This is a genomic window from Pantoea sp. B270 (genome assembly GCF_018726825.1).
Taxonomy (GTDB): Bacteria; Pseudomonadota; Gammaproteobacteria; order Enterobacterales; family Enterobacteriaceae; genus Pantoea; species Pantoea dispersa.
This window is the reverse complement of the sequence record NZ_JAHCSX010000001.1, coordinates 865,676-888,344: the sequence shown is the minus strand read 5'-3', so window position 1 is coordinate 888,344 and position 22,669 is coordinate 865,676. Positions and strand designations below refer to the sequence as shown.

Below are 22,669 nucleotides of genomic sequence, written 5' to 3'. Positions count from 1 at the left end.
GCGACGCTGCGCGCCGTAGATCGCTTATTAACTGTTATCGCGCCGCCTGCAGCCACGCTACGACCAGCGGCGACAGCCGGTTTTGTAACGCGGCGCGTTCAGACTGGAACAGCGTGGCGACAAAGAACGGATGATCGGTCAGCTCTACCCCGCGCACATCCCCCTCCAGATCCCATGAGGTAATACGCAGATTGCGCGTGGCCAGCGCCTCGCTGAACTCAGCGTTAACGCCAAAGTTGCAGTGATAGCCTTCGTTACTCTGCAGCGCGCCGTAGGCCTGAGCAATACGCGAACCCGGCTCAAACGTGACCTCACCGCGCTGCTCGACCAGCGAGCAGGCCAGTGGCGCAATCACCCAACGCGCGTCAGGGTCGGTCTCGGCATGACCAGCATCTTCCCAGCCCAGCACATTGCGCGCGTACTCCACCACCGCATACTGAAAGCCGGCGCACGAGCCTAAAAAGGGTTTACCGCTTTCGCGCGCCCAGCGAATGACGTCGAACACGCCGGCATCATTCAGGAAGGGACTGCCAGGCACCACCCAGACGGCATCATAGTCGTGCAGACGCGGCAGATCGATTTCCGGCGTCGCGATCCAGTCGGCGGTTACGTTAAGTGAGAGAGAGGTTGCGGCAAGCTGAACAGCGGGAGGAATAGCCTGGTGCGCGACAGCACTGGCACGGTAATCGCCCACGAGAGCGACACGAACGGACTGCTTCATGATGAGTTCCTTGCAGGGAAAAAACGAGGTTACAGCAATTTCTTCAGGCTGTCTAAGGGCTGGCGATCGGCTATCGATCCTCCCCCTGCCTGGCGCAACAGGTCGCTGCCACCGGGGGCGTTGCAGAGCTTATACAATGAAAGCCGCGATTAAGTGGTGAAATTGTCGGCAAACGGGAGAGCGGCAATCGTTTTCTTTTTTTACATTTCTAATTAATTGATAATTTTGTGCGCAGGATCAACAAATTAGCCTGCGGCGAACCGTCAGCTGCTTATTGTGCTCAACAATCAGACAATTGCGCTTACTTCTTCGGCAAAAATCAGGGGAATCATCCATCTGAACAGACTGGATAATATTATGTCCTGCCCGGAGCAGGAAAAGCAGTTTATCTCAGGAAAATCCATCAACCGATCTGCAACAAGAACAATTATACTGCTATAATGTCACGCAGTGATATTTAACACTGATTTACAAGTTATTATCCTGGTTATAACCCTGCCTGTAACAAGTATTTCAGCGTGCAGAAAATGCTTGCCCTGTTGGCCTGATTCAGCCAAATTAGGCGCCGTTTTTCCTTTCTAATAACAATGTTGCGCGGGATTACCCAGCCCGACGCAGACTTAATTCCTGTTGTAAAACAGGCGATGTATAAACTGAGGTATACGTGTCAACTGCAAACAAACACACTGATGAGGCGGTAAGCCTTAACGCCTTCCGTCAGCCGAAAGCGTTCTATTTGATCTTCTCCATCGAACTGTGGGAGCGTTTTGGCTACTACGGTCTGCAAGCCATCATGGCGGTCTATCTGGTGAAACAGCTGGGGATGTCCGAAGCGGACTCCATCACCCTGTTCACCTCCTTCAGCGCACTGGTTTACGGCCTGGTTGCCATTGGCGGCTGGCTGGGCGACAAAGTGCTCGGCACCAAACGCGTGATTATTCTCGGCGTCATTGTGCTGGCGCTGGGCTATGCGATGATTGCCTTCTCCGGTCATGACACCACCATGGTGTATGTCGGCATGGCGACCATCGCCGTGGGTAGCGGGCTGTTCAAGGCTAACCCTTCTTCACTGCTGTCGACCTGCTACGAGAAAGACGATCCGCGCATCGACGGTGCCTTCACCATGTTCTACATGTCGATCAACATCGGTTCGCTGTTCTCCATGATGCTGACTCCGTGGCTGGCGGCCAAATATGGCTGGGGCGCGGCGTTTTCGCTGTCGGTGGTGGGTCTGGTGATCACCCTGCTGAACTTCCTGTTCTGCCAGCGCCTGGTGAAGAATTACGGCTCCAAACCAGACTTTGCGCCGCTGCAGGTCGGTAAACTTCTGATGACCCTTGTCGGCGTGGTTGCGCTGATCGCGCTGGCCACCTGGCTGCTGCATCATCAGAGCATTGCCCGCATGACGCTGGGCGTGATCGCCATCGGTATCGTGCTGGTGTTTGCCAAAGAAGCCTTTGCGCTGCACGGCGCGGCACGCCGCAAAATGATTGTCGCCTTCCTGCTGATGGTCGAAGCCATTGTGTTCTTCGTGCTGTACATGCAGATGCCAACCTCGCTGAACTTCTTCGCCATCCGTAACGTCGAGCACGCGATTCTCGGTATCACTTTTGAGCCGGAACAGTTCCAGGCGCTCAATCCGTTCTGGATCATGGTAGCCAGCCCGATTCTGGCGGCAGTCTATAACAAGCTTGGCGATAAACTGCCGATGCCGCACAAGTTTGCCATTGGCATGGTGCTGTGCTCTGCAGCGTTTCTGGTGCTGCCGTTTGGCGCGAAATTCGCGAACCAGGCGGGTATCGTTTCGGTAAACTGGCTGATTCTGAGCTATGCGCTGCAGAGTATCGGTGAGCTGATGATCTCCGGTCTCGGCCTGGCGATGGTGGCGCAGCTGGTGCCGCAGCGTCTGATGGGCTTTATTATGGGCTCCTGGTTCCTCACCACCGCCGGCGCCGCGATGATTGCCGGTAAGGTAGCGAACCTGATGGCGGTGCCGGAAAACGTCACCGATCCTCACGCCTCACTGGCCGTGTATAGCCAGGTGTTCCAGCAGATTGGTATCGCCACTGGCGTAATCGCCCTGCTGATGCTGATTACCGCCCCGCTGCTCAACCGCATGACGCAGGATGACGCGCAGGCAGAACTGAAGCGCGCCAGCGCCAACCAGTAATCGTTTCTGAGCCGGGCTAAGCCCGGCTTTTTTTATCCCCCTTCACAACCCCCGCTTTCCGCTGTAGTTTAAGCAACACGCTTTTTATGCTCGCCTTGCACGGCTGAGATCGGGAATGGCTCATGGACAGATTTGACGAGCTGCAGGTGTTTGTTGCGGTGATTCAGCAGGGCAGCCTGGCTGGCGCGGCGCGCGTATTGCAGCGTTCGCCGCCGGTCATTACCCGCACCCTGAATGCGCTGGAAGCACGTTTCGGCACCACCCTGATTGAACGCACCACGCGCCAGCTGGCTCCCACCGAGAGCGGCTGGCAGCTGTTTGAGCAGGCGCAGCGCTTGCTTAACGATTACCAGAGCGCGCTCGACAGCGCCCACCACAGCGGACTGCACGGCCTGCTGCGCATTACCGCCCCGGTGATGTGTGGCCGTCGTCACGTGATGCCGCTGGTCAATGCCTTTCTGCAACAGCATCCGGAAATGCAAATCGAACTGATTCTAAGCGACAGCTATCAGGACCTGATTGAAAACGGGCTGGATATTGCAGTTCGCATTGGCGAGCTGCAGGATTCGTCGATGGTGGCGCGCAACGTCGGCAGCGTACGCTCGATGCTGGTCGCCAGCCCGGATTACCTTCGCCAGGCCGGAATCCCGGCCCATCCGGCTGAACTCAGCATGCATGCGCTGGTGGCAGGCGTGCGCCATACCCGTGAGTGGCGCTTCGCGCACGACCTGCGTGTGCGCATCACCCCACGCCTGCGCGTCAATGATATCGCCAGCCAGCTGGATGCATTGCGCAGTGGCCAGGGCATTGGCCGTCTGTTGTCTTATCAGGTGATAGATGAACTGCAGGCTGGCACGCTGATCCGCCTGCTGAGCGAGTGGGAGCCGGCACCGCTGCCGGTGCATCTGGTGGCGCAGCGGGTGAAAAACATGGCGCCCAAGGTACGCTGTTTCTGGGATTTCGCGCTCACGGCACTGCCGCCGCGACTGCAGGCGGCCGCTGAATTTCCCGCGCCCGCCCGCAATTCCTGATCGCTGTCACTGGTAAAAATTTCTGGCAGTTTTATGCTGCTGTCATCACAACAACTCATCAGGAGAGGCCATGATGAAACTCTATTGTAAGCCCGGTGCCTGTTCGCTCTCGCCGCATATCGTTGCGCGCGAATGCGGGCTGGATTTTACGCAGGTCAATGTCGATCTGCAGAAGAAAGTCACCGAGCGCGGAGAAGATTACTGGCAGATAAACCCCAAAGGACAGGTTCCCGCGCTGCAGTTTGATGACGGCAGCATACTGACGGAAGGCGTGGCGATTGTGCAGTATCTGGCGGATCTCAAGCCGGATCGCAACCTGCTGGCACCGACCGGCAGCCTGACGCGCTATCACACGCTGGAGTGGCTGAGCTACATCAGCAGCGAATTGCACAAAACCTTTTCCCCGCTGTTCCGTCCGGATACGCCGGAAGAGTACAAAGCTATAGTGCGTGCACAGCTGGAGCAGAAATTTCAGCGCGTTAACGATGCGCTGCAGGATAAACAGTGGCTGATGGGGTTACGCTTCACCGTCGCCGATGTCTATCTGTTTGTGGTTACGCGCTGGGCAAAAGCCATCAAACTGAATCTCGAAGGTTTGAGCGCGCTGGAGGCATGGTTTGCGCGGGTGGCCGCGCGGCCGGCGGTTCAGGCCGCACTGAAGGCTGAAGGTCTGGTCTGACGCCACAGGCCGGCGTGCTGGCCGGCCTGTTGATTAGCAGCGATTACAGCTGTTCTGCCGCAAAGTGCTGCGTGGGTTGCGCAATCGCATCCTGCGCCGCCACCAGTTGCAGTTCATACTCGCCCATCTCGTGGGTTTTCAGCATCACTTCATATACTGCCGCCGTGACATGTTCCAGCGCATCCTGCAGCGATTTGCCGTGCAGCAGGTCAACCAGCAGCAGACCACTGGTCAGATCGCCAACCCCCACCGGCTGACGCACACCAAAATCCACCAGCGGACGGCTGATGTGCCAGCACTGATCGGCGGTGACCAGCAGCATTTCAAAGCGGTCGCTACGGCGTCCGGCGCGCGCCAGGTGTTTCACCAGCACCACGCGCGGCCCCTGCGCAATCAATGCGCGGGCGGCAACCACCGCCTGTTCCACGTTAGCGACCGTCTGGCCACTGAGCATCTCCAGCTCCAGCAGGTTCGGCGCGATAAGATCGCTGGCCGGCATCGCCTGCTTGCAGTGAAACTCCGCCACGCCGGGCGCGACGATGCAGCCTTTTTCCGGATGGCCCATCACCGGATCACAGAAATACCAGGCGTCAGGATTCGCCGCCTTCACCATACGCACGATTTCCAGGATCTGTTCGCCCTGCTCCGCCGAGCCGAGATAGCCGCTCAGCACCGCATCGCAGGTTTTCAGACGATCGATGGCGGCGATCCCGCTGACGATATCGGTCAAATGGGTGGCGGGCATCACGGTGCCGGTCCAGTGACCATACTGGGTGTGATTGGAAAACTGCACGGTGTTTAACGGCCAGACGTTGGCGCCCATGCGTCGCATCGGGAATTCAGCCGCGCTGTTACCGGCGTGGCCATAAACCACGTGAGACTGGATTGCGAGGATATTTTTCATTATTGCCCTGTACTGCTTGCCATAAAAAAGGGCCGGAGACCGGCCCTTGCACCTTACTGCCAGCTAATCAGGCAGTAGTGTTTTTTGCCGCGACGCAGCAGCGTGTAACGACCAAACAGTTTGTCGCTGTCGCTGAAACGATACTCGGCATCAGACTGTTTCTCACCGTTGACAGATACCGCGTTGGAGCCAATCATGGTGCGCGCCTGGCCGCGTGACGGCACCAGTTCCGCCGCCACCAGCGCCTGTTGCAGATCGTCGTCCGCCTTCAGGCTAATGGTCGGCATGCCATCCTGAGCCAGCTGCTCAAAGTCCGCTTCGGTCATGTCGCTCAGACTGCCGGAGAACAGGCTGTCGGTGATGCGCTTCGCCGCGCTCAGCCCGCTTTCGCCGTGCACCAGACGCGTCACCTGCTCAGCCAGCACATACTGCGCGCGCGGCGCTTTGCCACTGGTTTTGTCTTCTTCTTCCAACGCATTGATCTCCTCAATGCTCATGAAGGTGAAGAACTTCAGGAAGCGATAGACGTCCGCGTCGGCGGTGTTGATCCAGAACTGGTAGAACTTGTACGGACTGGTTTTCTTCGCATCCAGCCATACCGCGCCACCTTCGGTTTTACCAAATTTGGTACCGTCCGACTTGGTGATCAGTGGCACCGTCAGTCCCCACGCCTGCTGCTGATGCAGACGACGCGTCAGATCGATGCCGGAGGTGATGTTCCCCCACTGGTCGGAGCCGCCAATCTGCAGCACCACGTCGTAGCGCTTGTTCAGTTCGGCAAAGTCGTAACCCTGCAGCAGGTTGTAGGAAAACTCGGTGTAGGAGATGCCCTGATCTTCACGGTTCAGGCGCATTTTCACCGCTTCACGGTTGATCATCTGGTTGACCGAGAAGTGCTTACCGATATCGCGCAGGAAGGTCAGCACGTTCATGCCGCCAAACCAGTCATAGTTGTTGGCCGCGATGGCGCTGTTGTCGCCGCAGTCAAAATCGAGGAAAGGCGCAACCTGTTTGCGGATCTTCTCTACCCACTCGTTAACGGTTTCCGTGGTATTGAGTTTACGTTCGGCCGCTTTAAAGCTGGGATCGCCGATCAGGCCGGTGGCACCGCCGACCAGGGCCACCGGCTTGTGGCCGGCATCCTGGAAACGTTTCAGGCACAGCAGCGGCACCAGATGGCCCAAGTGCAAGCTATCAGCGGTGGGATCAAAGCCGCAATAGAGTGCAATTGGCCCTTGCGCCAGCCGCTCTGCTAACGCTTCCTCGTCCGTTACCTGGGCTACTAAGCCTCTCTCTTGCAATTGTTGTATCAGGTTACTGCTGGTCATCACTGACTCCAAATTGATCAGACTGCACCTATGCTGGTACACAGCTGTCCGCTGACGTGCGGATACGAAAAAAATGAGGGCTATAGCATAAAGCGCTGACGAGCCGTGCGCCAGCGCTGAAAGGGGATAAAACGCAGTTTTACGGTGCTAAACGGTCGATTGTCCAGCCGCTGCCATCACGCTGATAAAGGAAGCGGTCATGCAGGCGATGTTCGCCGCCCTGCCAGAACTCCATGGTGTGGAATCTGACGCGGAATCCGCCCCAGAAACTCGGCAGCGGCACTTCCCCCTGCTGAAACTTCTGCTTCAGCTCAAGGAATTTGCCCTCGAGCACGCCGCGCGCGGAAATCCGGCTCGACTGTTTCGATACCCAGGCGCCAATCTGGCTGTCACGCGGACGGCTGTGGAAGTACTTCAGCACTTCCAGCGGCGACAGCTTTTCCACTTCGCCCAGCACCATCACCTGACGCTCAAGGAAGTGCCAGGGGAAATGCAGGGAAATGCGCGGATTGTCCGCCAGCTGCAGCGCTTTACGGCTGCCGAGGTTGGTGTAAAACACCATGCCCTGCTCATCGTAGTGTTTAAGCAGGACGATGCGCTGATAGGGCTGGCCGCTGCTGTCCACCGTCGCCACCGTCATGGCGGTGGGATCGGGCAGCTGCGCGGCGCACGCCTGCTGCAGCCACTGCTCAAACAGCGCCAGAGGAGTATCTGGCAAATCTTTGCGCCGCAGCCCGCCGCGCGTGTACTCCCGGCGCAGGTGGGCAATTTGTTGCAAGCTGTCACTGTCGCTCATGCTGGTATCCCGGTTCTCTCTTACTGTGCGGAGGCATCCGCGTTCTGCAGTTCACAATCATTAATCACGATTTTATCGTTGCGTTCAACAAAGGCGCCATTGCCTTTTGACCAGAAAACGTAGGTCCCATCGCTGTAGCGCGCGCCGGAGGCAGACACCGTCTGGGTCAGCGTGAGTGGTTTGCCGTCCAGAATAAAGCTCACCTGCTGCTTCGCGTTGTCCAGAGTGACCGTCAGCGGCAGCGTGCCACACTGGTAATGTAACGTCTCTGGCGCGGGTGCGGGTTTATGCCAGATACCACAACCGCTGAGTAAGGTCAGGGTGCCGGCCAGCACGATCATCTTTTTCATGTTTGCTCCTTAACGTATTGCGTGGGGATTGGCGGGATAGATAGCACCCAGCACGCTCATTTCGCGCGCGCCGGTTACCGCCGGCAGATTGCCCGGCAGCCCGGACAGGGTGCGGAACGCCAGCCAGGCAAAGGCCAGCGCCTCCATATCATCACCGCTGATACCGGCCTGATCGGTGGTGCCCACCTCGGTGCCAGACAGATGCGCGGCCAGCCGCGCCATCAGCAGCGGATTGCAACTGCCGCCGCCGCACACCAGCAGACGATCGCAGCCATCGTTGAGCCGTACCTGATGGGCGATAGTCAGCGCTGTCAGCTCGCACAGCGTTGCCTGCACATCCTGCGGGGCCAGCGCCGGGAAGCGCTGCAGCTGCTGTTCCACCCAGCCCAGGTTGAAGTATTCCCGACCGGTGCTTTTGGGTGGCGGCAGCGCAAACCACGGATCGCCCAGCATCTGCTCCAGCAGCGCGGGCACGACCTGGCCACTGCGCGCCCAGCCGGCATCTTTATCAAACGGCAGGCCTTTGTGGCGCCAGATCCACGCATCCATCAGCATATTGCCCGGCCCGGTATCAAAGCCGCGCACCGGCTGACCGGGGATCAGCAGCGACAGATTGGCGATGCCGCCAATATTCAGCACCATGCGCCGTTCAACGCTGTCCATCAGCAACGCCTGGTGAAAAGCCGGTACCAGCGGCGCGCCCTGGCCGCCCAGCGCCATGTCGCGGCGGCGAAAATCGCCCACCACCGTAACGCCGGTCGCGGCAGCGATTTGGTTATTGTCGCCAATTTGCAGCGTATTCGGTGCCGCCGACTGCGGCTCGTGCCACACCGTCTGGCCGTGGCAGCCAATCGCCATGATATCGCTGGCCTCCAGCGCCTGCTGCTGCATCAGCGTCAGTACGGCTTCCGCAAACAGCTGGCCGAGCCGGGTATCGAGCTGACCGAGCTGCGACAGCGTCAGCGTCTGTCCCTGACAAATCGCCAGCACCTGCTGACGCAGCGCCAGCGGGATGGGATGGCAGTAGCTGGCCTGTTGCGCCACCATATGCTGGTCGATCGCGGCCAGCACGACGTCTACGCCGTCCAGGCTGGTGCCGGACATCACGCCGATATAGCGTCCTGATTTCATAGCGCTTCCTTACCCGTTTGCGGGCCTGCAATGCATCTGTGTTTAGCCTGGCAAATTACCGGGGCTAATTCTATGATAAATTTCCGCTTTTCAACTGCGCTGCGACACGCATTCCGGCAGCAAACTATTTTCATCCGGCAATTGAATTTTTGTTGATGGGCGGTGGTCTATGCTTCGGCCCAGCCGCATATTGTTCGGACATCGCGTCAATTGACCATTTTCTGACTTATACTGTTGCAGTACAGGACGAGAATATGGCGTTTTTTTGCATTAAGGAGCTTTCTCATGATTAAGCGTTTCGTAGCCGTAGCCCTGGCGGGTATCACGCTGGCTGGCTGTGTTAATAACGATACCCTTTCCGGCGATGTTTACAGCGCCAGCGAAGCCAAGCAGGTTCAAAGCGTCTCATACGGTACGCTGGTATCCGTGCGTCCGGTAAAAATTCAGGGCGGCGATGACAGTAATGTGATCGGTGCTATTGGCGGTGCGGTGCTGGGTGGTTTCCTCGGTAACACCATCGGCGGCGGCGCGGGGCGCAGTCTGGCAACGGCCGGCGGTGCTGTACTGGGCGGCGTAGCCGGTCAGGGCGTGCAGGGTGCGCTCAACAAATCTGACGGCGTAGAGTTGGAGATCCGTAAGGATGACGGCAATACCATTATGGTGGTGCAGAAGCAGTCCGCCAGCCGTTACTCAGTCGGCCAGCGCGTGGTGATGGCCTCCAACGGCAGCCAGGTCACCGTCTCTCCGCGCTAAGCGCGCAGATAAAAAAAACCGACGCCAGTGCGTCGGTTTTTTTATTTCTCGCGGTTCTGCAACTCGAGAATGTTTTTTTCCAGCCGGGCAATCAGCGTTACCATCTGATTGATCTCTTCGAGGCTGATGCCGGAGAGGATGTCGTCACGCGTCGCGTCAATCACGTTTTCGACCTGCTCAATGATCGGCTCAGCCTGACGGGTCAGCTTAATGCGCTTGGCGCGGCGATCGTTAGCGCAGGTGGCGCGGGTGATGAGCCCCTTCTCTTCCAGCTGATCCAGCGTACGCACCAGCGACGGCTGCTCAATACCGATGGCTTTCGCCAGCTGAATCTGCGACTGCTCTGGCGGGAGTTGATGAATATTGTGCAACGTCACCCAGTGGGTTTGTGTCAACTCAAGCGGCTTCAGACGCTGGTCGATCAACGCGCGCCAGATGCGCACCAGGCGAGACAGATCTGTTCCAAGCGGCGTATCCATTTCATCTCCTTATAATTAGCTTGCTAGCTATCAAGCCAGATTTTACACTATTCTGCGAGTTTACAGGACAAATTACAAATCCCGGGCCAGACGGCACGCCCGCTGTCTACACTTGATTTAACCGTGCCCGGGTAAAAAGGATGATGCCACGTGTCAATCTTCGCGCTCACCGCGACGGCGCCGCTGACCGATCTGGTGTTCGGTGCCTCACTGTTCTTCCCGCCGCTGTTCAAAGCGGTGCTGCTGGGCTTCTTTTTCTGGCTGCTGATTCATCCGCTGCTGCGCGGCTGGATCTACTCCGGCGATGTCTGGCACCCCACCTTAATGGATCTCTCACTGTTTGTTCTGTGCGTGAGCGGCGCACTGTGGATACTGAGCCTCGGATAAATCACCATGAAATTCAACCCCTTTAAGTACTTTTCTACCCTTGTGGTGTTTACCCTGGCGCTGCTCGCAGGCTGGTGGATGTGGAACTACTACATGCAGGCCCCGTGGACGCGCGATGGCAAAGTGCGCGCTGAACTGGTGGACGTGACGCCCGAGGTCTCCGGCCGTATCAGCACGCTGGCCGTGCGCGACAATCAGTTCGTGCATAAAGGCGAGGTGCTGCTGACGCTGGATCCGGTGCCGTGGCAGATTGCGCTGGCCAATGCGCAGGCCCAGCTGGCGAAGGCGCAGGCCGACCTCGCCAAAGCGCAGCATGAGGCGGATCGCCGTGCCAGCCTGCCGCGTAACGTGATATCCGCTGAAGATATGGACGCGGCGCGCCTCAACGCGAATGCGGCGGCCGCCACAGCGAAAGCCGCACAGGCGATGCTCGATCAGGCGCGCTGGAACCTGCAGCAAACCACGGTGACGGCACCGACCGACGGCTGGGTCAGTAACCTGACGCTGCGTGCCGGCAATTACGCGACCGCTGGTACGCCACTGTTCGCGCTGGTCGACAGCCACTCTTACTATGTGATGGGCTATTTCGAAGAGACCAAACTGCGCCATATCCAGCCCGGCGCGGCGGCGCAAATCGTGCTGTATAGCAACGGCGCACGACTGCAGGGCAAGGTGGAGAGCATCGGGCGGGCCATTTACGATCAAAGCATCGCCAGCGACGGCGGTCTGGTGCCTGATATCAAACCCAACGTGCCCTGGGTCAGGCTGGCGCAGCGCGTCCCGGTGCGTATCCGGCTAAACGCGGTACCGGATAATGTGCCGCTGGTGGCCGGTACCACCTGCACCATCTCTGTCGCGCACTGAGGCCGGCATGAATCTGCAGTGGCTGGCCTGGCACAATCTGCCGTGGATAAAGGCAACCGGCGGCGAGTGGCGCTATGCGTTGCGTAATGCAATCGCGATGTGTCTGGCGCTCACCCTGGCGTATGCGCTGCAGCTGGATCAGCCTTACTGGGCCATGACGTCCGCCGCGGTGGTGAGTTTCCCCACCGTCGGCGGCGCCATCAGCAAAAGCCTGGGCCGCATCGTCGGCAGCCTGCTCGGTGCCAGCGCCGCGCTGCTGATTGCCGGTCATACGCTCAACGAACCGTGGCTGTTTGCCTTTTTCATGGCCGGCTGGCTGGCGCTCTGCACCTGGGTCGCCAGCCATTTTCAAAACAATGTGGCCTACGCCTTTTCACTGGCCGGTTACACCGCCGCGATTATCGCCTTCAGCAGCGTTAACGTTAGCGACGTCAGCCAGCTGTGGGACATCACCCAGGCGCGCGTGTGCGAAGTGATCGTCGGGATTCTCTGCGCCGGGCTGATGATGATGATCCTGCCCAGCACCTCGGACGGCAGCGCACTGATGCTATCGCTGCGCCAGATGCACACCCGCCTGCTCGACCACGCCGTGCTGCTGTTGCAGCAGAGCAGCACGGAAAATGTGCGCACCGCCCACGAAACGGTGATCAGCCAAATCCTCACCATGAATCTGCTGCGCATTCAGGCCTTCTGGAGCCACTATCGCTTCCGCCGGCAAAATAACGTGCTTAATTACGTGCTGCATCAGCAGTTGCGCCTGACCAGCGTGCTCTCCAGCCTGCGGCGCATGCTGCTTAACTGGCCCGACGCGCCGCCGGCGCTGTACAGCGCAATGCAACAGCTGCTGCACGAACTGGCGCAGCCGCAGTGTGATAAATACCGGCTGGCGCAGATTCTGCGCAGCATCACGCCGGACGTGCACGGTGATTTCCGCCAGCGTGCTTTTGTCCAGCGGCTGCGCTACTTCTGCTGGGTATGGCTGAATGTGGAGCGCTGGATTCGCCTGATTGAGCGCGCCGACGCTGACACCCGTTTCCAGCCGCCGTACGCGCCGGCACTGGCACGTGCCAGCGACAGTGCCGAAGCTGGCTGGAGTGCGCTGCGCACGTTTAGCGTGATCATGCTGGGCTGCGCGTTCTGGATCGGGACCCAGTGGGACGCTGGCGCCGCCGCGCTGACGCTTACCGCTATTGCCTGCGTGCTCTACTCGTCATCGCCTTCGCCCGGCGGCAGCGTGTCGCTGCTGCTGAAAACGCTGCTGTGGCTGTCGCTGTTCAGCTTTGTGCTACAGTTTGGTCTGATGGTGCAAATCAGCGCGCTGTGGCAGTTTTTGCTGCTGCTGTTCCCGCTGCTGCTGACGCTGCAACTGTTTAAGCTGCAACAGAAGCAACGCGCCGCGCTCTGGGGCCAGTTTATTGTGTTTATGGGATCGTTTATCGCGGTAAGTAATCCGCCAGACTGGGATTTCCAGAGCTTCCTTAACGATAACCTGGCAAAAGTGTGTGGCGTCCTGCTGGCGTGGCTGGCGTTTCAGGTGTTACAGCCGGGTTCTGATGCGCGCCGCAGCCGGCGCCATATCCGGGCGTTGCGCCACGCTTTTCTCGATCAGCTACGTCGCCAGCCGCGTCTGAGTGAAAGCCGGTTTGAATCGCAGATTTATCATCACATCAGCCAGCTGAGCCACAGCCGTGATGAGCAGGCGCGCCTGTGGCTGCTGCGCTGGGGCGTGGTGCTGCTGAACTGTTCGCACATTGTCTGGCAGCTGCGCGCCTGGCAACCCCGCTCACCGGCGCTGGCGCAGCTGCGCGACAGCAGTCTGCAGGACTTGCAGCGTATTATGAGTTTGCGCGGTGTGCGTCACGACTCGCTGCAGACCGCGCTGGATACGCTGCAGCAGGCCATTGATCAGCTTCAGGGGCAGCCGGAGAGCGACGCGAACACCCTGGCGGGTATTTTGTGGCGCCTGCGCTGTTCGCTGGCGCAGCTGCGTCAGGCGGTGCCGGATTGATCATTCACAGTACTGGGTAAACTGCCGATCAAAGTCATCGTGCAGCTGCTGCAGGGTCTTCTGCCCTTCAAAGCGGGTTTTATCCTGCTCGGACATCGGTTCGATCACCAGCGCTTTCTCATCCGACGAGTAGATAAAGCGCCGTGCCAGCGTGCTGCCGGTAAAACTGGTGCCCTGAATGCCGCCGCACACCACGGTGATGCTGTGACGGCGGATTTCGGTATGGGTGAAATTGGTTTCGGTGGCGCTGCGCAGGACATTCTGACAGCCTTTGGCTTGCAGCCGCTGCAGGGTATGCTGCGTCAGCCATTCGCGGCCGCGGGCAATATTTTCACAACTGGCGCGCAGCGGATTGGTATCTATATCTCGCTGCAGCTGACGGCTGGCCTCCAGTCGCAGCTGGGTATCATTCGGGCGATCGCAGCCCACCAGCGCTAAACACAACAGCAAAATCCCACGCGTTTTCATGCCTGCCCCTGAGCGGTTCCGTTCCTGAATCAACATCATAGGATGGAATGTTGCCGCTGAGTAGCAGGAAAATGGGTCAGAATTTTTCTGCGCGGCGGCGGCGGGTCAGGCCCGTCGCCGCCCGGTGGTCAGATCACGCCGCAGGCCAGACGCGCCCCGCCACCGCCAAGCGGTTGCGGATGGTCAGCATGGTTATCGCCGCCGACGTGCACCATCAACGCTTTGCCTTTGATCTCGCTCAGCGATTTCAGGCGGGGCGCCACCACGGGATAGCTGGCTTTGCCGTCGTCGGTGACATACAGCGCGGGCAAATCGCCGAGGTGACCGTCAGCGTACGGACCGAGGTGCTTGCCGCTGTTGTGCGGATCGAGGTGACCGCCCGCCGCGCCGGCCGCCACGGTTTTGCCGGCGGATTCTCCGGGCTCACAGCTGCCTTTGGCGTGGACGTGGAAGCCGTGAATGCCGGGTTTCAGCCCGCTCAGCGCCGGCGCGAACTGCAGGCCATACGGGGTTTCGCTGATGGTCACCTTACCGATCGACTCACCGATACCCTGCGCCGTCACCTGATGCAGCGTCACGTCTTCTGACGCCGCGTGTGCACCGGCAGCACACACCAGCGTCAGCACGGCCATAATGGTTTTTTTCATAACGTCTCCTTACGGTTCAGATTCCCTCTAAGCCTGGACCGCTTTTGCCCAGGCTGCCGTAGTTTGACGCAGATTTACGCTTCAGGGCACATCGTAGCCGAGTGCCGCCTTGCGAATACGGAACCACTGCTGGCGATCCAGCGTCAGTTCACAGGCTTTCACCGCGTCGCTCACACGCGCGGTTTTACCGGAACCGATAATCGGCAGCGGACGACTGGGCAGCTTCATTACCCAGGCATAGACCACCTGCTCGATATTGCTGGCACCGATCTCCTGACGCACCTGTTCCAGCTCATCGCGCAGCGGCTGGTAGTGCGGATCGTTAAACAGGCGGCCGCCACCGAGGCACGACCACGCCATTGGGCGCATACGCGTCTGCTGGCACTGGTCGAGCGTGCCGTCGAGCAGCGCCGACTGCTCCAGCGGTGAGATTTCCAGCTGATTGGTGACCAGGCTAAACGGCAGACGGGATTGCAGCAGCGTGAACTGCGCAGCGGTAAAGTTGGACACGCCAAAATAACGCACCTTGCCACTCTGATGCAGCTGCAGGAAGGCGTCGGCGATTTCATCCGCATCCATTAACGGATCCGGACGGTGAATCAACAGCAGATCGAGATAATCGGTGGCAAAGTGGCGCAGCGAATTTTCCGCACTGTGCAGGATGTGGCTGGCTTCGGTGATGTAGTGACCGATTTTATGTTCCGGTTTCGCGCGGGTGGCAATGCCGCACTTGGTGACGATTTGCAGTTGCTGACGCAGCTGCGGTGCCAGGCGCAGCGCTTCGCCGAACGCGGCTTCACAGCGATAGTCGCCGTAGATGTCGGCGTGGTCAACGGTGGTGATGCCCAATGCCAGATGATGCTCAATGAACTGCACCAGTTGCTGTGGCGTCATGCCCCACTCCATCAGCCGCCAGTAACCGGCGATCAGCGGCGAAAAAGCGGGTCCCTGTGGGGCAATAGCGTGCGGTTGTAACATGGTTAAACTCCCTTCTGCGCAATAGCGAAAGCGCGAGTATAACCAAATGCGCACGGCGCGTTTTCTTAAAACAGCTCCGGTTGCTGTGGATCAGGATTTTCATCCACTTTTTGCTGCCGCTGCAGGCGCAACAGGCGCTGACGACACAGGCGCAGCACCTCGCGTTTTTGCGCATCGCTGAATTTCATCCAGTTGAAGCGCTCCTCCCGGCTGCGCAGACAGCCACGGCAATAGCCGCGCGCATCGCTCTGGCAGATACCGCGACAAGGGCTCGGAACCGGAAAAAACTCTAATTGCTCAGCCACATCACCTCCGCAATGAACCTATCCACTCTTATTGATAACAGCTTAGTGACATAGTGCAAGGCATAAACCGTTATTGCTGGTACTGTACACGGCGACAACCACGCCAGCGTCCGTCACCGTGGCAATAGTCAGGGAATCAATCAGGTAAGGAGACGCGGTTAAGGTTTTCCTCATCTTCAATTCATACGATTGTCATATTCCGTTATTCCGATGAGTCTCCATGAAACTGATCTCTAAGTTACAGTGTCACGACAACAGTTTTAATTTACTGGCCGCGTTGTTCTTTGCCGTTGTTCTCAATGCCCTGTTTTTATTGCGCGCGTGGGAAATTATTCCCTACACCCGCGTGCATGATTACCTGTTCGCCGCCAGCATGCCGGTGGTGCTGGTCGCGGCGTTTTATTTGCTCTTCTCGCTACTGGCCTGGCCGTGGATACGCAAACCGTTGCTGATTGTGCTGATTCTCGCCAGCGCCGCCGCCAACTACTTTATGCACAGCTTTGGTACGGTCATCGACACCAACATGATTGAAAACGTGTTTGAGTCGAATGCGCAGGAAACCGGCGCGCTGATGAGCCGCAACTATGTCATCTGGATGCTGCTGATGGGCATTCTTCCGGTCGCGCTGGTGTGCAGCGTCCGTATCAGCAATCGCCAGCGCTGGTGGTGGAATCTGCTGCAGCGCCTCGCCAGTGCGCTCGGTGCCGTACTGGTGATTCTGCTGATGGCCGTGCTGTTCTACAAAGACTATGCTTCGCTGATCCGCAATAACAAAGGCCTGGTGAAGATGATCACTCCTGCCAATATTGTCAGTGGCACCGGCCATTATGTCGATCAGCGCTATCTGCAGGGCAGCCAGGCGCTGGTAAAGATTGGCGAAGATGCGAAGAAAGGGCCGCTGATCACCGCCGGGTCGAAGAAGACGCTGGTGGTGCTGGTGGTGGGTGAAACTGCGCGCGCGGAGAACTTCTCCCTCGGCGGCTATGCGCGCGACACCAACCCACAGCTGAAAAAGCAGCAGGTGATTTATTATCCCAACGCCAGCTCCTGCGGCACAGAAACCGCCATTTCGGTGCCGTGCATGTTCTCGAATATGCCGCGCGAGCACTATGACGCGAACCTCGCCCATCATCAGGAAGGCGTGCTGGATGTGCTGGCCCATGCCGGAATCAGCGTGCTGTGGCGCGAAAACGACGGCGGCTGCAAAGGTGCCTGTGACCGCGTGCCGCATACCGATATGACGCAGTGGCAGCTGCCACAGTACTGCCACGATGGCTTCTGCCTCGATGACGTCCTGCTGCATCGCTTTGATAACTATGTCGACAGCCTGCACAATGACGGCATCATCGTACTGCACCAGATGGGCAGCCACGGTCCGGCTTACTTTAAGCGCTATCCGGCCGCGTTCCAGCGCTTTACGCCTACCTGCGACAGCAATCAGATTCAGGATTGCGACCACCAGGCGCTGGTCAACACCTACGATAACTCGCTGCTGTATACCGACGATATGCTGAGTCGCACCATCGATAAGCTGAAAGGCCTGAGCAATCGCTTTAACGTGGCGCTGGTGTACCTGTCCGACCATGGCGAATCGCTGGGCGAACACGGCATGTATCTGCACGGCGCGCCGTACCTGTTTGCGCCGTCGCAGCAGACGCACATCCCGCTGCTGCTGTGGATGTCGCCGGGCTACGCCGCGGCGTATCACATTGATCAGGCCTGTCTGCGCCAGCAGGCGGCAGAGACAGCGGTGTCGCAGGATAATCTGTTCCACACTGTGCTCGGCCTGTTCAACATCCAGACGCAGCAGTATCAGCCGCAGCTGGATATGATCAAATCGTGCCAGAATCGCGCCTGAGGATTGCATTAGACCGACTGGTCTAATACTCTGCCTGCCATGAACAAGACAGTGCAACGCAACGAAACCCGTGAACATCTGCTCGCCACCGGCGAGCAGGTCTGCCTGCAGCGCGGTTTCACCGGCATGGGATTGAGCGAAATGCTGGCGCTGGCGGAAGTGCCGAAAGGCTCGTTTTACCACTACTTCCGCTCGAAAGAAGCGTTCGGTGTGGCGCTGCTGGAGCGCTATTTCGTCAACTATCAGCAGCAAGTTGAACAGCAGCTGACCCAGCCCGGCGTTACTGCACGCGAACGCTTATTGCAGCATTTTCGCTACGCGGAACGGCTGTTTATTGAGCAGGGTCACATCGTCGGCTGTCTGGGCGTTAAGCTTTCCGGCGAAGTGTGCGATCTGTCAGAGCCGATGCGCGATGCGCTGCAGCGCGGTGCCACGGCCATTACGGCGGCTTACGCACGCTGTCTGACGGAGGTCGCAGCCGAACAGCCGCTGCCCTATGGGCAAAGCCCGCAGCAGCTGGCGCAACGCTGTTATCTGCTGTGGCTGGGTGCCAGCCTGCAGAGCAAGATTTCACGTGAGCCCGGGCCGATTAGCCTGGCGCTCGACACCATCGAACAGTGGCTTAATCACCGCTGATTTTTAAAAACGGCAATTTCTAGACGACCGGTCTATTACAGGAGTCATCATGGCGAGTAAACAGCTGTTCACCCCGCTGAAAGTGGGCGCGATTACCGTACCTAACCGTGTATTTATGGCGCCGCTGACGCGTCTGCGCAGCATTGAACCGGGCGATATTCCTACCCCGCTGATGGCGGAGTATTATCAGCAGCGCGCCAGCGCGGGTCTGATCATTACCGAAGCCACCCAGGTTTCGTTCCAGGCGAAAGGCTACGCCGGTGCGCCGGGTTTGCACACCGCGGAGCAGATTGCTGCGTGGAAAATGATTAACGAAGGTATTCACGCCGCGCACGGTCACAGCGCCGTTCAGCTGTGGCACACCGGCCGCATCTCGCATAATAGCGTGCAGCCGGATGGCAAAGCGCCGGTTGCACCGTCCGCGATCGCCGCTGGCACCCGCACCTCGCTGCGCGCCGCCGACGGCAGCGTATACCGCGAAGATACCTCCATGCCGCGTGAACTGAGCGTGGCAGAAATTCAGCAGATCGTTAAAGACTTCGGTCAGGCGGCAGCCAATGCGCGTGAAGCCGATTTTGACCTGCTGGAGCTGCACTCTGCGCACGGTTATCTGATGCATCAGTTCCTCGCACCCGGTTCTAACCAGCGTACCGATGAATACGGCGGTTCGATTGAGAAGCGCGGCCGTTTCGCGCTGGAAGTGGTCGATGCGGCGATTGCTAACTGGTCAGCCGATCGCATCGGTATCCGCATCTCGCCAATTGGCGCCTTCCAGAATCTGGAAAACGGTCCGGATGAAGAAGAAGCGGCACTGTGGTACATCAGCGAACTGGGCAAGCGCGGCCTCGCCTACCTGCACCTGTCTGAGCCAGACTGGGCGGGCGGTAAGCCTTACACCGATGAGTTCCGCCAGAAAGTGCGTGCCGCCTTCCCGGGCGTGATTATCGGTGCCGGTGCCTACACCGTGGAAAAAGCGGACGATCTGATTGCGCGTGGCCTGATTGACGCGGTGGCCTTTGGCCGCGACTTCATCGCCAACCCGGATCTGGTAGCACGCCTGCAGCAGGATGCACCGCTTAACCCGCAGCGCCCGGAGAGCTTCTACGGCGGCGGCGGGGAAGGTTACACCGACTACCCGACACTGTAAGTCAAACGCGGCCGCAGCGGATGTGCGGCCGCGTGCTTTCTTCAGGGCATTCCCTCGCTATACTAAGCGGGTTCCCTGATGACTTTTGAAAAGAGGATGTTATGCGTTTACTTCACACTATGTTACGCGTTGGCGATCTGCAGCGCTCCATCGATTTTTACACCCGCGTGCTGGGCATGCGCGTGCTGCGTCAGAGCGAAAACACCGAATACAAATACACCCTGGCTTTCGTGGGTTACACCGAAGAGAGCGAAGGTGCGGTCATTGAGCTGACCTACAACTGGGGCGTGGATAAATACCACCTCGGCAATGCCTACGGCCACATCGCGCTGGGCGTGGATGATGTCGCGGCGACCTGCGACCGCATCCGTCAGGCGGGCGGTAACGTCACGCGTGAAGCCGGCCCGGTAAAAGGCGGCAGCACCATCATCGCTTTCGTGGAAGATCCGGACGGCTACAAAATCGAGCTGATCGAAAACAAACACGCCGGTCACGGCCTCGGCAACTAATGCCGTTAGTCAGCCTGCTAATTTGCGGGCTGACTTCCCTCTCCTGCTGCACCCTGCGCCGATTTTTGCCATAATGCGCGCTGCCCCATTTCCTGCAATGAGATCCTGATGTCTGAATCGAACGCCTTAAACGCACTCCATCAACGCTTCCGTGGTTTTTATCCTGTGGTGATTGACGTTGAAACCGCCGGTTTCAATGCGCAAACCGATGCGCTGCTGGAAATCGCCGCCACTACGTTAAAAATGGATGAGGATGGCTGGCTGCACCGCGATGAAACCCTGCATTTCCACGTGGAGCCGTTCGAAGGGGCGATTCTCAATCCCGAAGCGCTGGCGTTTACCGGTATCGACCCCAGCAATCCGCTGCGCGGCGCGGTGAGTGAATATGAGGCGCTGCACGCCATTTTCAAAATGGTGCGTAAAGGCACCAAAGACAGCGGCTGTAACCGGGCGATTATCGTGGCGCACAATGCCACCTTTGATCATAATTTTCTGATGGCGGCAGCAGAGCGCACCGGCATGAAGCGTAACCCGTTCCACCCGTTCGCCACCTTTGACACCGCCGCACTGAGCGGGCTGGTGCTGGGACAAACGGTGCTGGCCAAGGCCTGTAAAGCGGCGGGGATAGATTTTGACAGCACTCAGGCGCACTCGGCACTGTACGATACCGAACAGACCGCCACGCTGTTTTGCGAACTGGTGAATCGCTGGAAACGCCTCGGCGGCTGGCCGCTGGCGGTGAGTGAAGAGCCGGCCGAAGACGATGCCTCGGCCTGAGGCCCGTCAGACCGCAGCCAAAAAAAAGGCCGACACTGCTGTCGGCCTTTTTCTTATTCTGCTTCTTTGTGCTTCTCAGCGGTCTCTTTGATCAGCGGTTGCAGTTCGCCGCGCTGGAACATCTCAACGATGATGTCACAGCCGCCGACCAGCTCGCCATCCACCCACAGCTGCGGGAAGGTTGGCCAGTTGGCGTATTTCGGTAACTCAGCGCGGATATCCGGATTTTGCAGAATGTCTACGTACGCAAAGCGCTCACCACAGGCAGACAGCGCCTGTACCGCCTGCGCAGAGAAACCGCAGCTTGGCAGTTTCGGCGAACCTTTCATGTACAGCAGGATCGGGTTTTCTGCGATCTGGCGCTGAATTTTTTCAACAGTACTCATTTTTGCCTTCCTTAATCCTTCACTTCGTGTTTGTTTATTGTAGCGACTTCGCCCCGCGACTGAAAACGGGATTTTGCCTTAGCCGGCGCATATCGCCATGTTTGTTAAGTTCGCGCGCCACGAATAACATTTTCGTATCATTAATAAGCATTAATCAATTAATAATTAGCAATAATTCCGCTGGGTTAAACAGCTGAAATCGCTCATTTTTGCCCCACTTTCAGTACCGTGACAGATTAATGGAAAAAGACCTTACCTTTTGCAAAAAAAGTGGATTAGAATTGCCCCGGTGCTGATCGTCGATCAGATTTTTCTAACTTTACCGCGGTCTGGCTTCCTGCCGACGGCTTAACCTGTAACCGGACTATGCGTTTACTGATTACGCTTTTCATACTGGCTTTTGCCCAACTGTTCTTTAATGTGGCGGCGGCTTCTCCGCATGCGCCGGTTAATGCCAGTTTGCAGAAAGCGGAGAAAAAGAACGCGCGTGAAGATGAGCGTCGCAAACGACGCCCGGTGAAAACCACCAGCAAAAAGTCACGCCTGACGTCGGTGCAAAAGTTCAAACTCAAAAAACAGCAGAAAAGCGAAACGGCACTTCAGCACACCACGCAGCGCAAATCCTCGCTTAAGCTCAGCGCGAAAAAATACGGTCATCAGCGGCTGGCGAAAAAATCGCGTGACGTTGCCGTTGATGATGAAGTGCAGCAGCTGAGCGGCATTAAAATGAGCAAGGCCCACCGCCTGCGCTATCAAAAAGCGCGCGAAACCGCGATGACGAAACTGATGGGCCAGCTGGGTAAACCGTATCAGTGGGGAGGCACCTCACCGCACACCGGTTTCGACTGCAGTGGTTTAGTGTGGTACGCCTACAAAGACCTGGTGAAGTTTAAATTTCCCCGCACCGCCAATGAGATGTATCACCTGCGCGACGCCGCGCCGATCAAGCGCGAGATGCTGGAGAAAGGCGATCTGGTGTTCTTCCGCATCAACAATCGCGGTACCGCCGACCATGTCGGGGTTTATCTGGGCAATGGCAAATTCATTCAGTCTCCGCGCACCGGTAAGGACATTCAGATTAGCGCGCTGGGCGAGGATTACTGGCAGAAGCATTACGTTGGCGCACGCCGTATGATGACGCCGAAAACCGTGCGCTAAGCTCAGCATTGCGCAACAAAAAAGCCGGTGGCTGTTCAGCAGCACCGGCTTTTTTATTAATGCAGAATGGCGGTAAAGCTAAAGGCAATAATCATCAGCAGAGCAGCGGCGGTGGTGGTCAATGCCAGTTTTAAATCGGTACTCATCACAACTCCTTAGTCACACAGTTTGCATGGTTAAATAATTTTCGCACAGTGAT

At 58.1% G+C, this 22,669-nt stretch carries 26 protein-coding genes; 13 read left to right on the top strand and 13 right to left on the bottom strand.

Going from position 1 to position 22,669, the window contains the following annotated elements:
* Window positions 1–34: 34 nt before the first annotated feature.
* Entirely contained in the window at window positions 35–721 is a 687-nt protein-coding gene (locus KOL70_RS04380; protein ID WP_104186764.1) for a CTP synthase, read from the bottom strand.
* A gap of 664 nt (window positions 722–1,385) precedes the next feature.
* Here KOL70_RS04380 and dtpA point away from each other — a divergent pair.
* The 3 genes from dtpA (at window position 1,386) to gstA (ending at window position 4,601) form a co-directional block, all read left to right on the top strand.
* Window positions 1,386–2,891, top strand: a complete 1,506-nt coding sequence (gene dtpA, locus KOL70_RS04375) for a dipeptide/tripeptide permease DtpA (RefSeq protein WP_058757699.1) — start codon at window positions 1,386–1,388, stop codon at window positions 2,889–2,891.
* Window positions 2,892–3,013: 122 nt separating this feature from the next.
* On the top strand, window positions 3,014–3,922 hold the full coding sequence (locus KOL70_RS04370; protein WP_058776276.1) for a LysR family transcriptional regulator: 909 nt from the start codon (window positions 3,014–3,016) through the stop codon (window positions 3,920–3,922).
* A gap of 73 nt (window positions 3,923–3,995) precedes the next feature.
* Complete coding sequence (gene gstA / locus KOL70_RS04365; protein ID WP_031279159.1) at window positions 3,996–4,601, top strand: glutathione transferase GstA; 606 nt, start codon at window positions 3,996–3,998, stop codon at window positions 4,599–4,601.
* 43 nt (window positions 4,602–4,644) lie between these two features.
* Here the strand turns inward: gstA and pdxY are convergent, their stop codons facing one another.
* The 5 genes from pdxY to anmK all read right to left on the bottom strand — a co-directional run bounded on the left by pdxY (window position 4,645) and on the right by anmK (window position 9,110).
* Complete coding sequence (gene pdxY / locus KOL70_RS04360; protein ID WP_058776274.1) at window positions 4,645–5,505, bottom strand: pyridoxal kinase PdxY; 861 nt, start codon at window positions 5,503–5,505, stop codon at window positions 4,645–4,647.
* Window positions 5,506–5,558: 53 nt separating this feature from the next.
* Window positions 5,559–6,833 carry a tyrosine--tRNA ligase gene (gene tyrS, locus KOL70_RS04355; protein WP_059011053.1) on the bottom strand — a complete coding sequence of 425 codons (1,275 nt, stop codon included), beginning with the start codon at window positions 6,831–6,833 and terminating at the stop codon, window positions 5,559–5,561.
* A gap of 139 nt (window positions 6,834–6,972) precedes the next feature.
* The gene (gene pdxH / locus KOL70_RS04350; RefSeq protein WP_058769709.1) at window positions 6,973–7,629 is read right to left on the bottom strand and encodes a pyridoxamine 5'-phosphate oxidase; all 657 of its coding nucleotides are present in this window, start codon (window positions 7,627–7,629) and stop codon (window positions 6,973–6,975) included.
* Window positions 7,630–7,649: 20 nt separating this feature from the next.
* Entirely contained in the window at window positions 7,650–7,979 is a 330-nt protein-coding gene (locus KOL70_RS04345; protein ID WP_021506202.1) for an MliC family protein, read from the bottom strand.
* Window positions 7,980–7,988: 9 nt separating this feature from the next.
* A complete protein-coding gene (anmK, locus tag KOL70_RS04340) occupies window positions 7,989–9,110 on the bottom strand; it encodes an anhydro-N-acetylmuramic acid kinase (protein ID WP_215480254.1) in 1,122 nt (373 codons plus the stop codon).
* Window positions 9,111–9,395: 285 nt separating this feature from the next.
* On the opposite strand from anmK, the gene slyB reads away from it, so the two are divergent.
* A complete protein-coding gene (gene slyB / locus KOL70_RS04335) occupies window positions 9,396–9,863 on the top strand; it encodes an outer membrane lipoprotein SlyB (RefSeq protein WP_021506204.1) in 468 nt (155 codons plus the stop codon).
* Between the two features lie 41 nt (window positions 9,864–9,904).
* Here the strand turns inward: slyB and slyA are convergent, their stop codons facing one another.
* The gene (gene slyA / locus KOL70_RS04330) at window positions 9,905–10,342 is read right to left on the bottom strand and encodes a transcriptional regulator SlyA (protein ID WP_010618966.1); all 438 of its coding nucleotides are present in this window, start codon (window positions 10,340–10,342) and stop codon (window positions 9,905–9,907) included.
* A gap of 150 nt (window positions 10,343–10,492) precedes the next feature.
* Here slyA and KOL70_RS04325 point away from each other — a divergent pair, with 150 nt between their 5' ends.
* The 3 genes from KOL70_RS04325 to KOL70_RS04315 are packed head-to-tail and all read left to right on the top strand — an operon-like array spanning window position 10,493 to window position 13,601.
* On the top strand, window positions 10,493–10,729 hold the full coding sequence (locus KOL70_RS04325; RefSeq protein WP_021506205.1) for a DUF1656 domain-containing protein: 237 nt from the start codon (window positions 10,493–10,495) through the stop codon (window positions 10,727–10,729).
* 6 nt (window positions 10,730–10,735) lie between these two features.
* Complete coding sequence (locus tag KOL70_RS04320; RefSeq protein WP_215480253.1) at window positions 10,736–11,593, top strand: HlyD family secretion protein; 858 nt, start codon at window positions 10,736–10,738, stop codon at window positions 11,591–11,593.
* Window positions 11,594–11,600: 7 nt separating this feature from the next.
* Window positions 11,601–13,601, top strand: coding sequence for an FUSC family protein (locus tag KOL70_RS04315; RefSeq protein WP_215480252.1), 2,001 nt, complete (start codon window positions 11,601–11,603; stop codon window positions 13,599–13,601).
* Here KOL70_RS04315 and KOL70_RS04310 read toward each other — a convergent pair whose 3' ends face one another.
* The 4 genes from KOL70_RS04310 to KOL70_RS04295 form a co-directional block, all read right to left on the bottom strand.
* The gene (locus tag KOL70_RS04310) at window positions 13,602–14,069 is read right to left on the bottom strand and encodes a hypothetical protein (RefSeq protein ID WP_021506208.1); all 468 of its coding nucleotides are present in this window, start codon (window positions 14,067–14,069) and stop codon (window positions 13,602–13,604) included.
* A 128-nt stretch (window positions 14,070–14,197) separates the two neighbouring features.
* A complete protein-coding gene (gene sodC, locus KOL70_RS04305) occupies window positions 14,198–14,716 on the bottom strand; it encodes a superoxide dismutase family protein (protein WP_021506209.1) in 519 nt (172 codons plus the stop codon).
* Between the two features lie 81 nt (window positions 14,717–14,797).
* The gene (locus KOL70_RS04300; RefSeq protein WP_021506210.1) at window positions 14,798–15,694 is read right to left on the bottom strand and encodes an aldo/keto reductase family oxidoreductase; all 897 of its coding nucleotides are present in this window, start codon (window positions 15,692–15,694) and stop codon (window positions 14,798–14,800) included.
* Window positions 15,695–15,759: 65 nt separating this feature from the next.
* Window positions 15,760–15,999 carry a DUF1289 domain-containing protein gene (locus tag KOL70_RS04295; protein ID WP_021506211.1) on the bottom strand — a complete coding sequence of 80 codons (240 nt, stop codon included), beginning with the start codon at window positions 15,997–15,999 and terminating at the stop codon, window positions 15,760–15,762.
* A gap of 220 nt (window positions 16,000–16,219) precedes the next feature.
* On the opposite strand from KOL70_RS04295, the gene eptA reads away from it, so the two are divergent.
* The 5 genes from eptA to rnt all read left to right on the top strand — a co-directional run bounded on the left by eptA (window position 16,220) and on the right by rnt (window position 20,926).
* Window positions 16,220–17,857 (top strand): phosphoethanolamine transferase EptA, encoded by a 1,638-nt coding sequence (eptA, locus tag KOL70_RS04290; RefSeq protein ID WP_215480251.1) that lies wholly within the window; start codon window positions 16,220–16,222, stop codon window positions 17,855–17,857.
* A gap of 39 nt (window positions 17,858–17,896) precedes the next feature.
* Window positions 17,897–18,493, top strand: coding sequence for a TetR/AcrR family transcriptional regulator (locus KOL70_RS04285; RefSeq protein ID WP_031279165.1), 597 nt, complete (start codon window positions 17,897–17,899; stop codon window positions 18,491–18,493).
* Between the two features lie 49 nt (window positions 18,494–18,542).
* A complete protein-coding gene (locus KOL70_RS04280; protein WP_215480250.1) occupies window positions 18,543–19,640 on the top strand; it encodes an alkene reductase in 1,098 nt (365 codons plus the stop codon).
* Window positions 19,641–19,741: 101 nt separating this feature from the next.
* Window positions 19,742–20,149: a lactoylglutathione lyase gene (gene gloA, locus KOL70_RS04275; RefSeq protein WP_215480249.1), complete on the top strand. Its 408-nt coding sequence runs from the start codon at window positions 19,742–19,744 to the stop codon at window positions 20,147–20,149.
* Between the two features lie 108 nt (window positions 20,150–20,257).
* Window positions 20,258–20,926 carry a ribonuclease T gene (gene rnt / locus KOL70_RS04270; protein WP_021506216.1) on the top strand — a complete coding sequence of 223 codons (669 nt, stop codon included), beginning with the start codon at window positions 20,258–20,260 and terminating at the stop codon, window positions 20,924–20,926.
* Window positions 20,927–20,979: 53 nt separating this feature from the next.
* On the opposite strand, the gene KOL70_RS04265 is transcribed toward rnt, so the two are convergent.
* The gene (locus tag KOL70_RS04265) at window positions 20,980–21,312 is read right to left on the bottom strand and encodes a Grx4 family monothiol glutaredoxin (protein WP_021506217.1); all 333 of its coding nucleotides are present in this window, start codon (window positions 21,310–21,312) and stop codon (window positions 20,980–20,982) included.
* Between the two features lie 366 nt (window positions 21,313–21,678).
* On the opposite strand from KOL70_RS04265, the gene KOL70_RS04260 reads away from it, so the two are divergent.
* Window positions 21,679–22,470 (top strand): C40 family peptidase, encoded by a 792-nt coding sequence (locus KOL70_RS04260; RefSeq protein ID WP_215480248.1) that lies wholly within the window; start codon window positions 21,679–21,681, stop codon window positions 22,468–22,470.
* 56 nt (window positions 22,471–22,526) lie between these two features.
* Here the strand turns inward: KOL70_RS04260 and KOL70_RS04255 are convergent, their stop codons facing one another.
* On the bottom strand, window positions 22,527–22,616 hold the full coding sequence (locus KOL70_RS04255; protein ID WP_021506219.1) for a YnhF family membrane protein: 90 nt from the start codon (window positions 22,614–22,616) through the stop codon (window positions 22,527–22,529).
* Window positions 22,617–22,669: the final 53 nt, after the last annotated feature.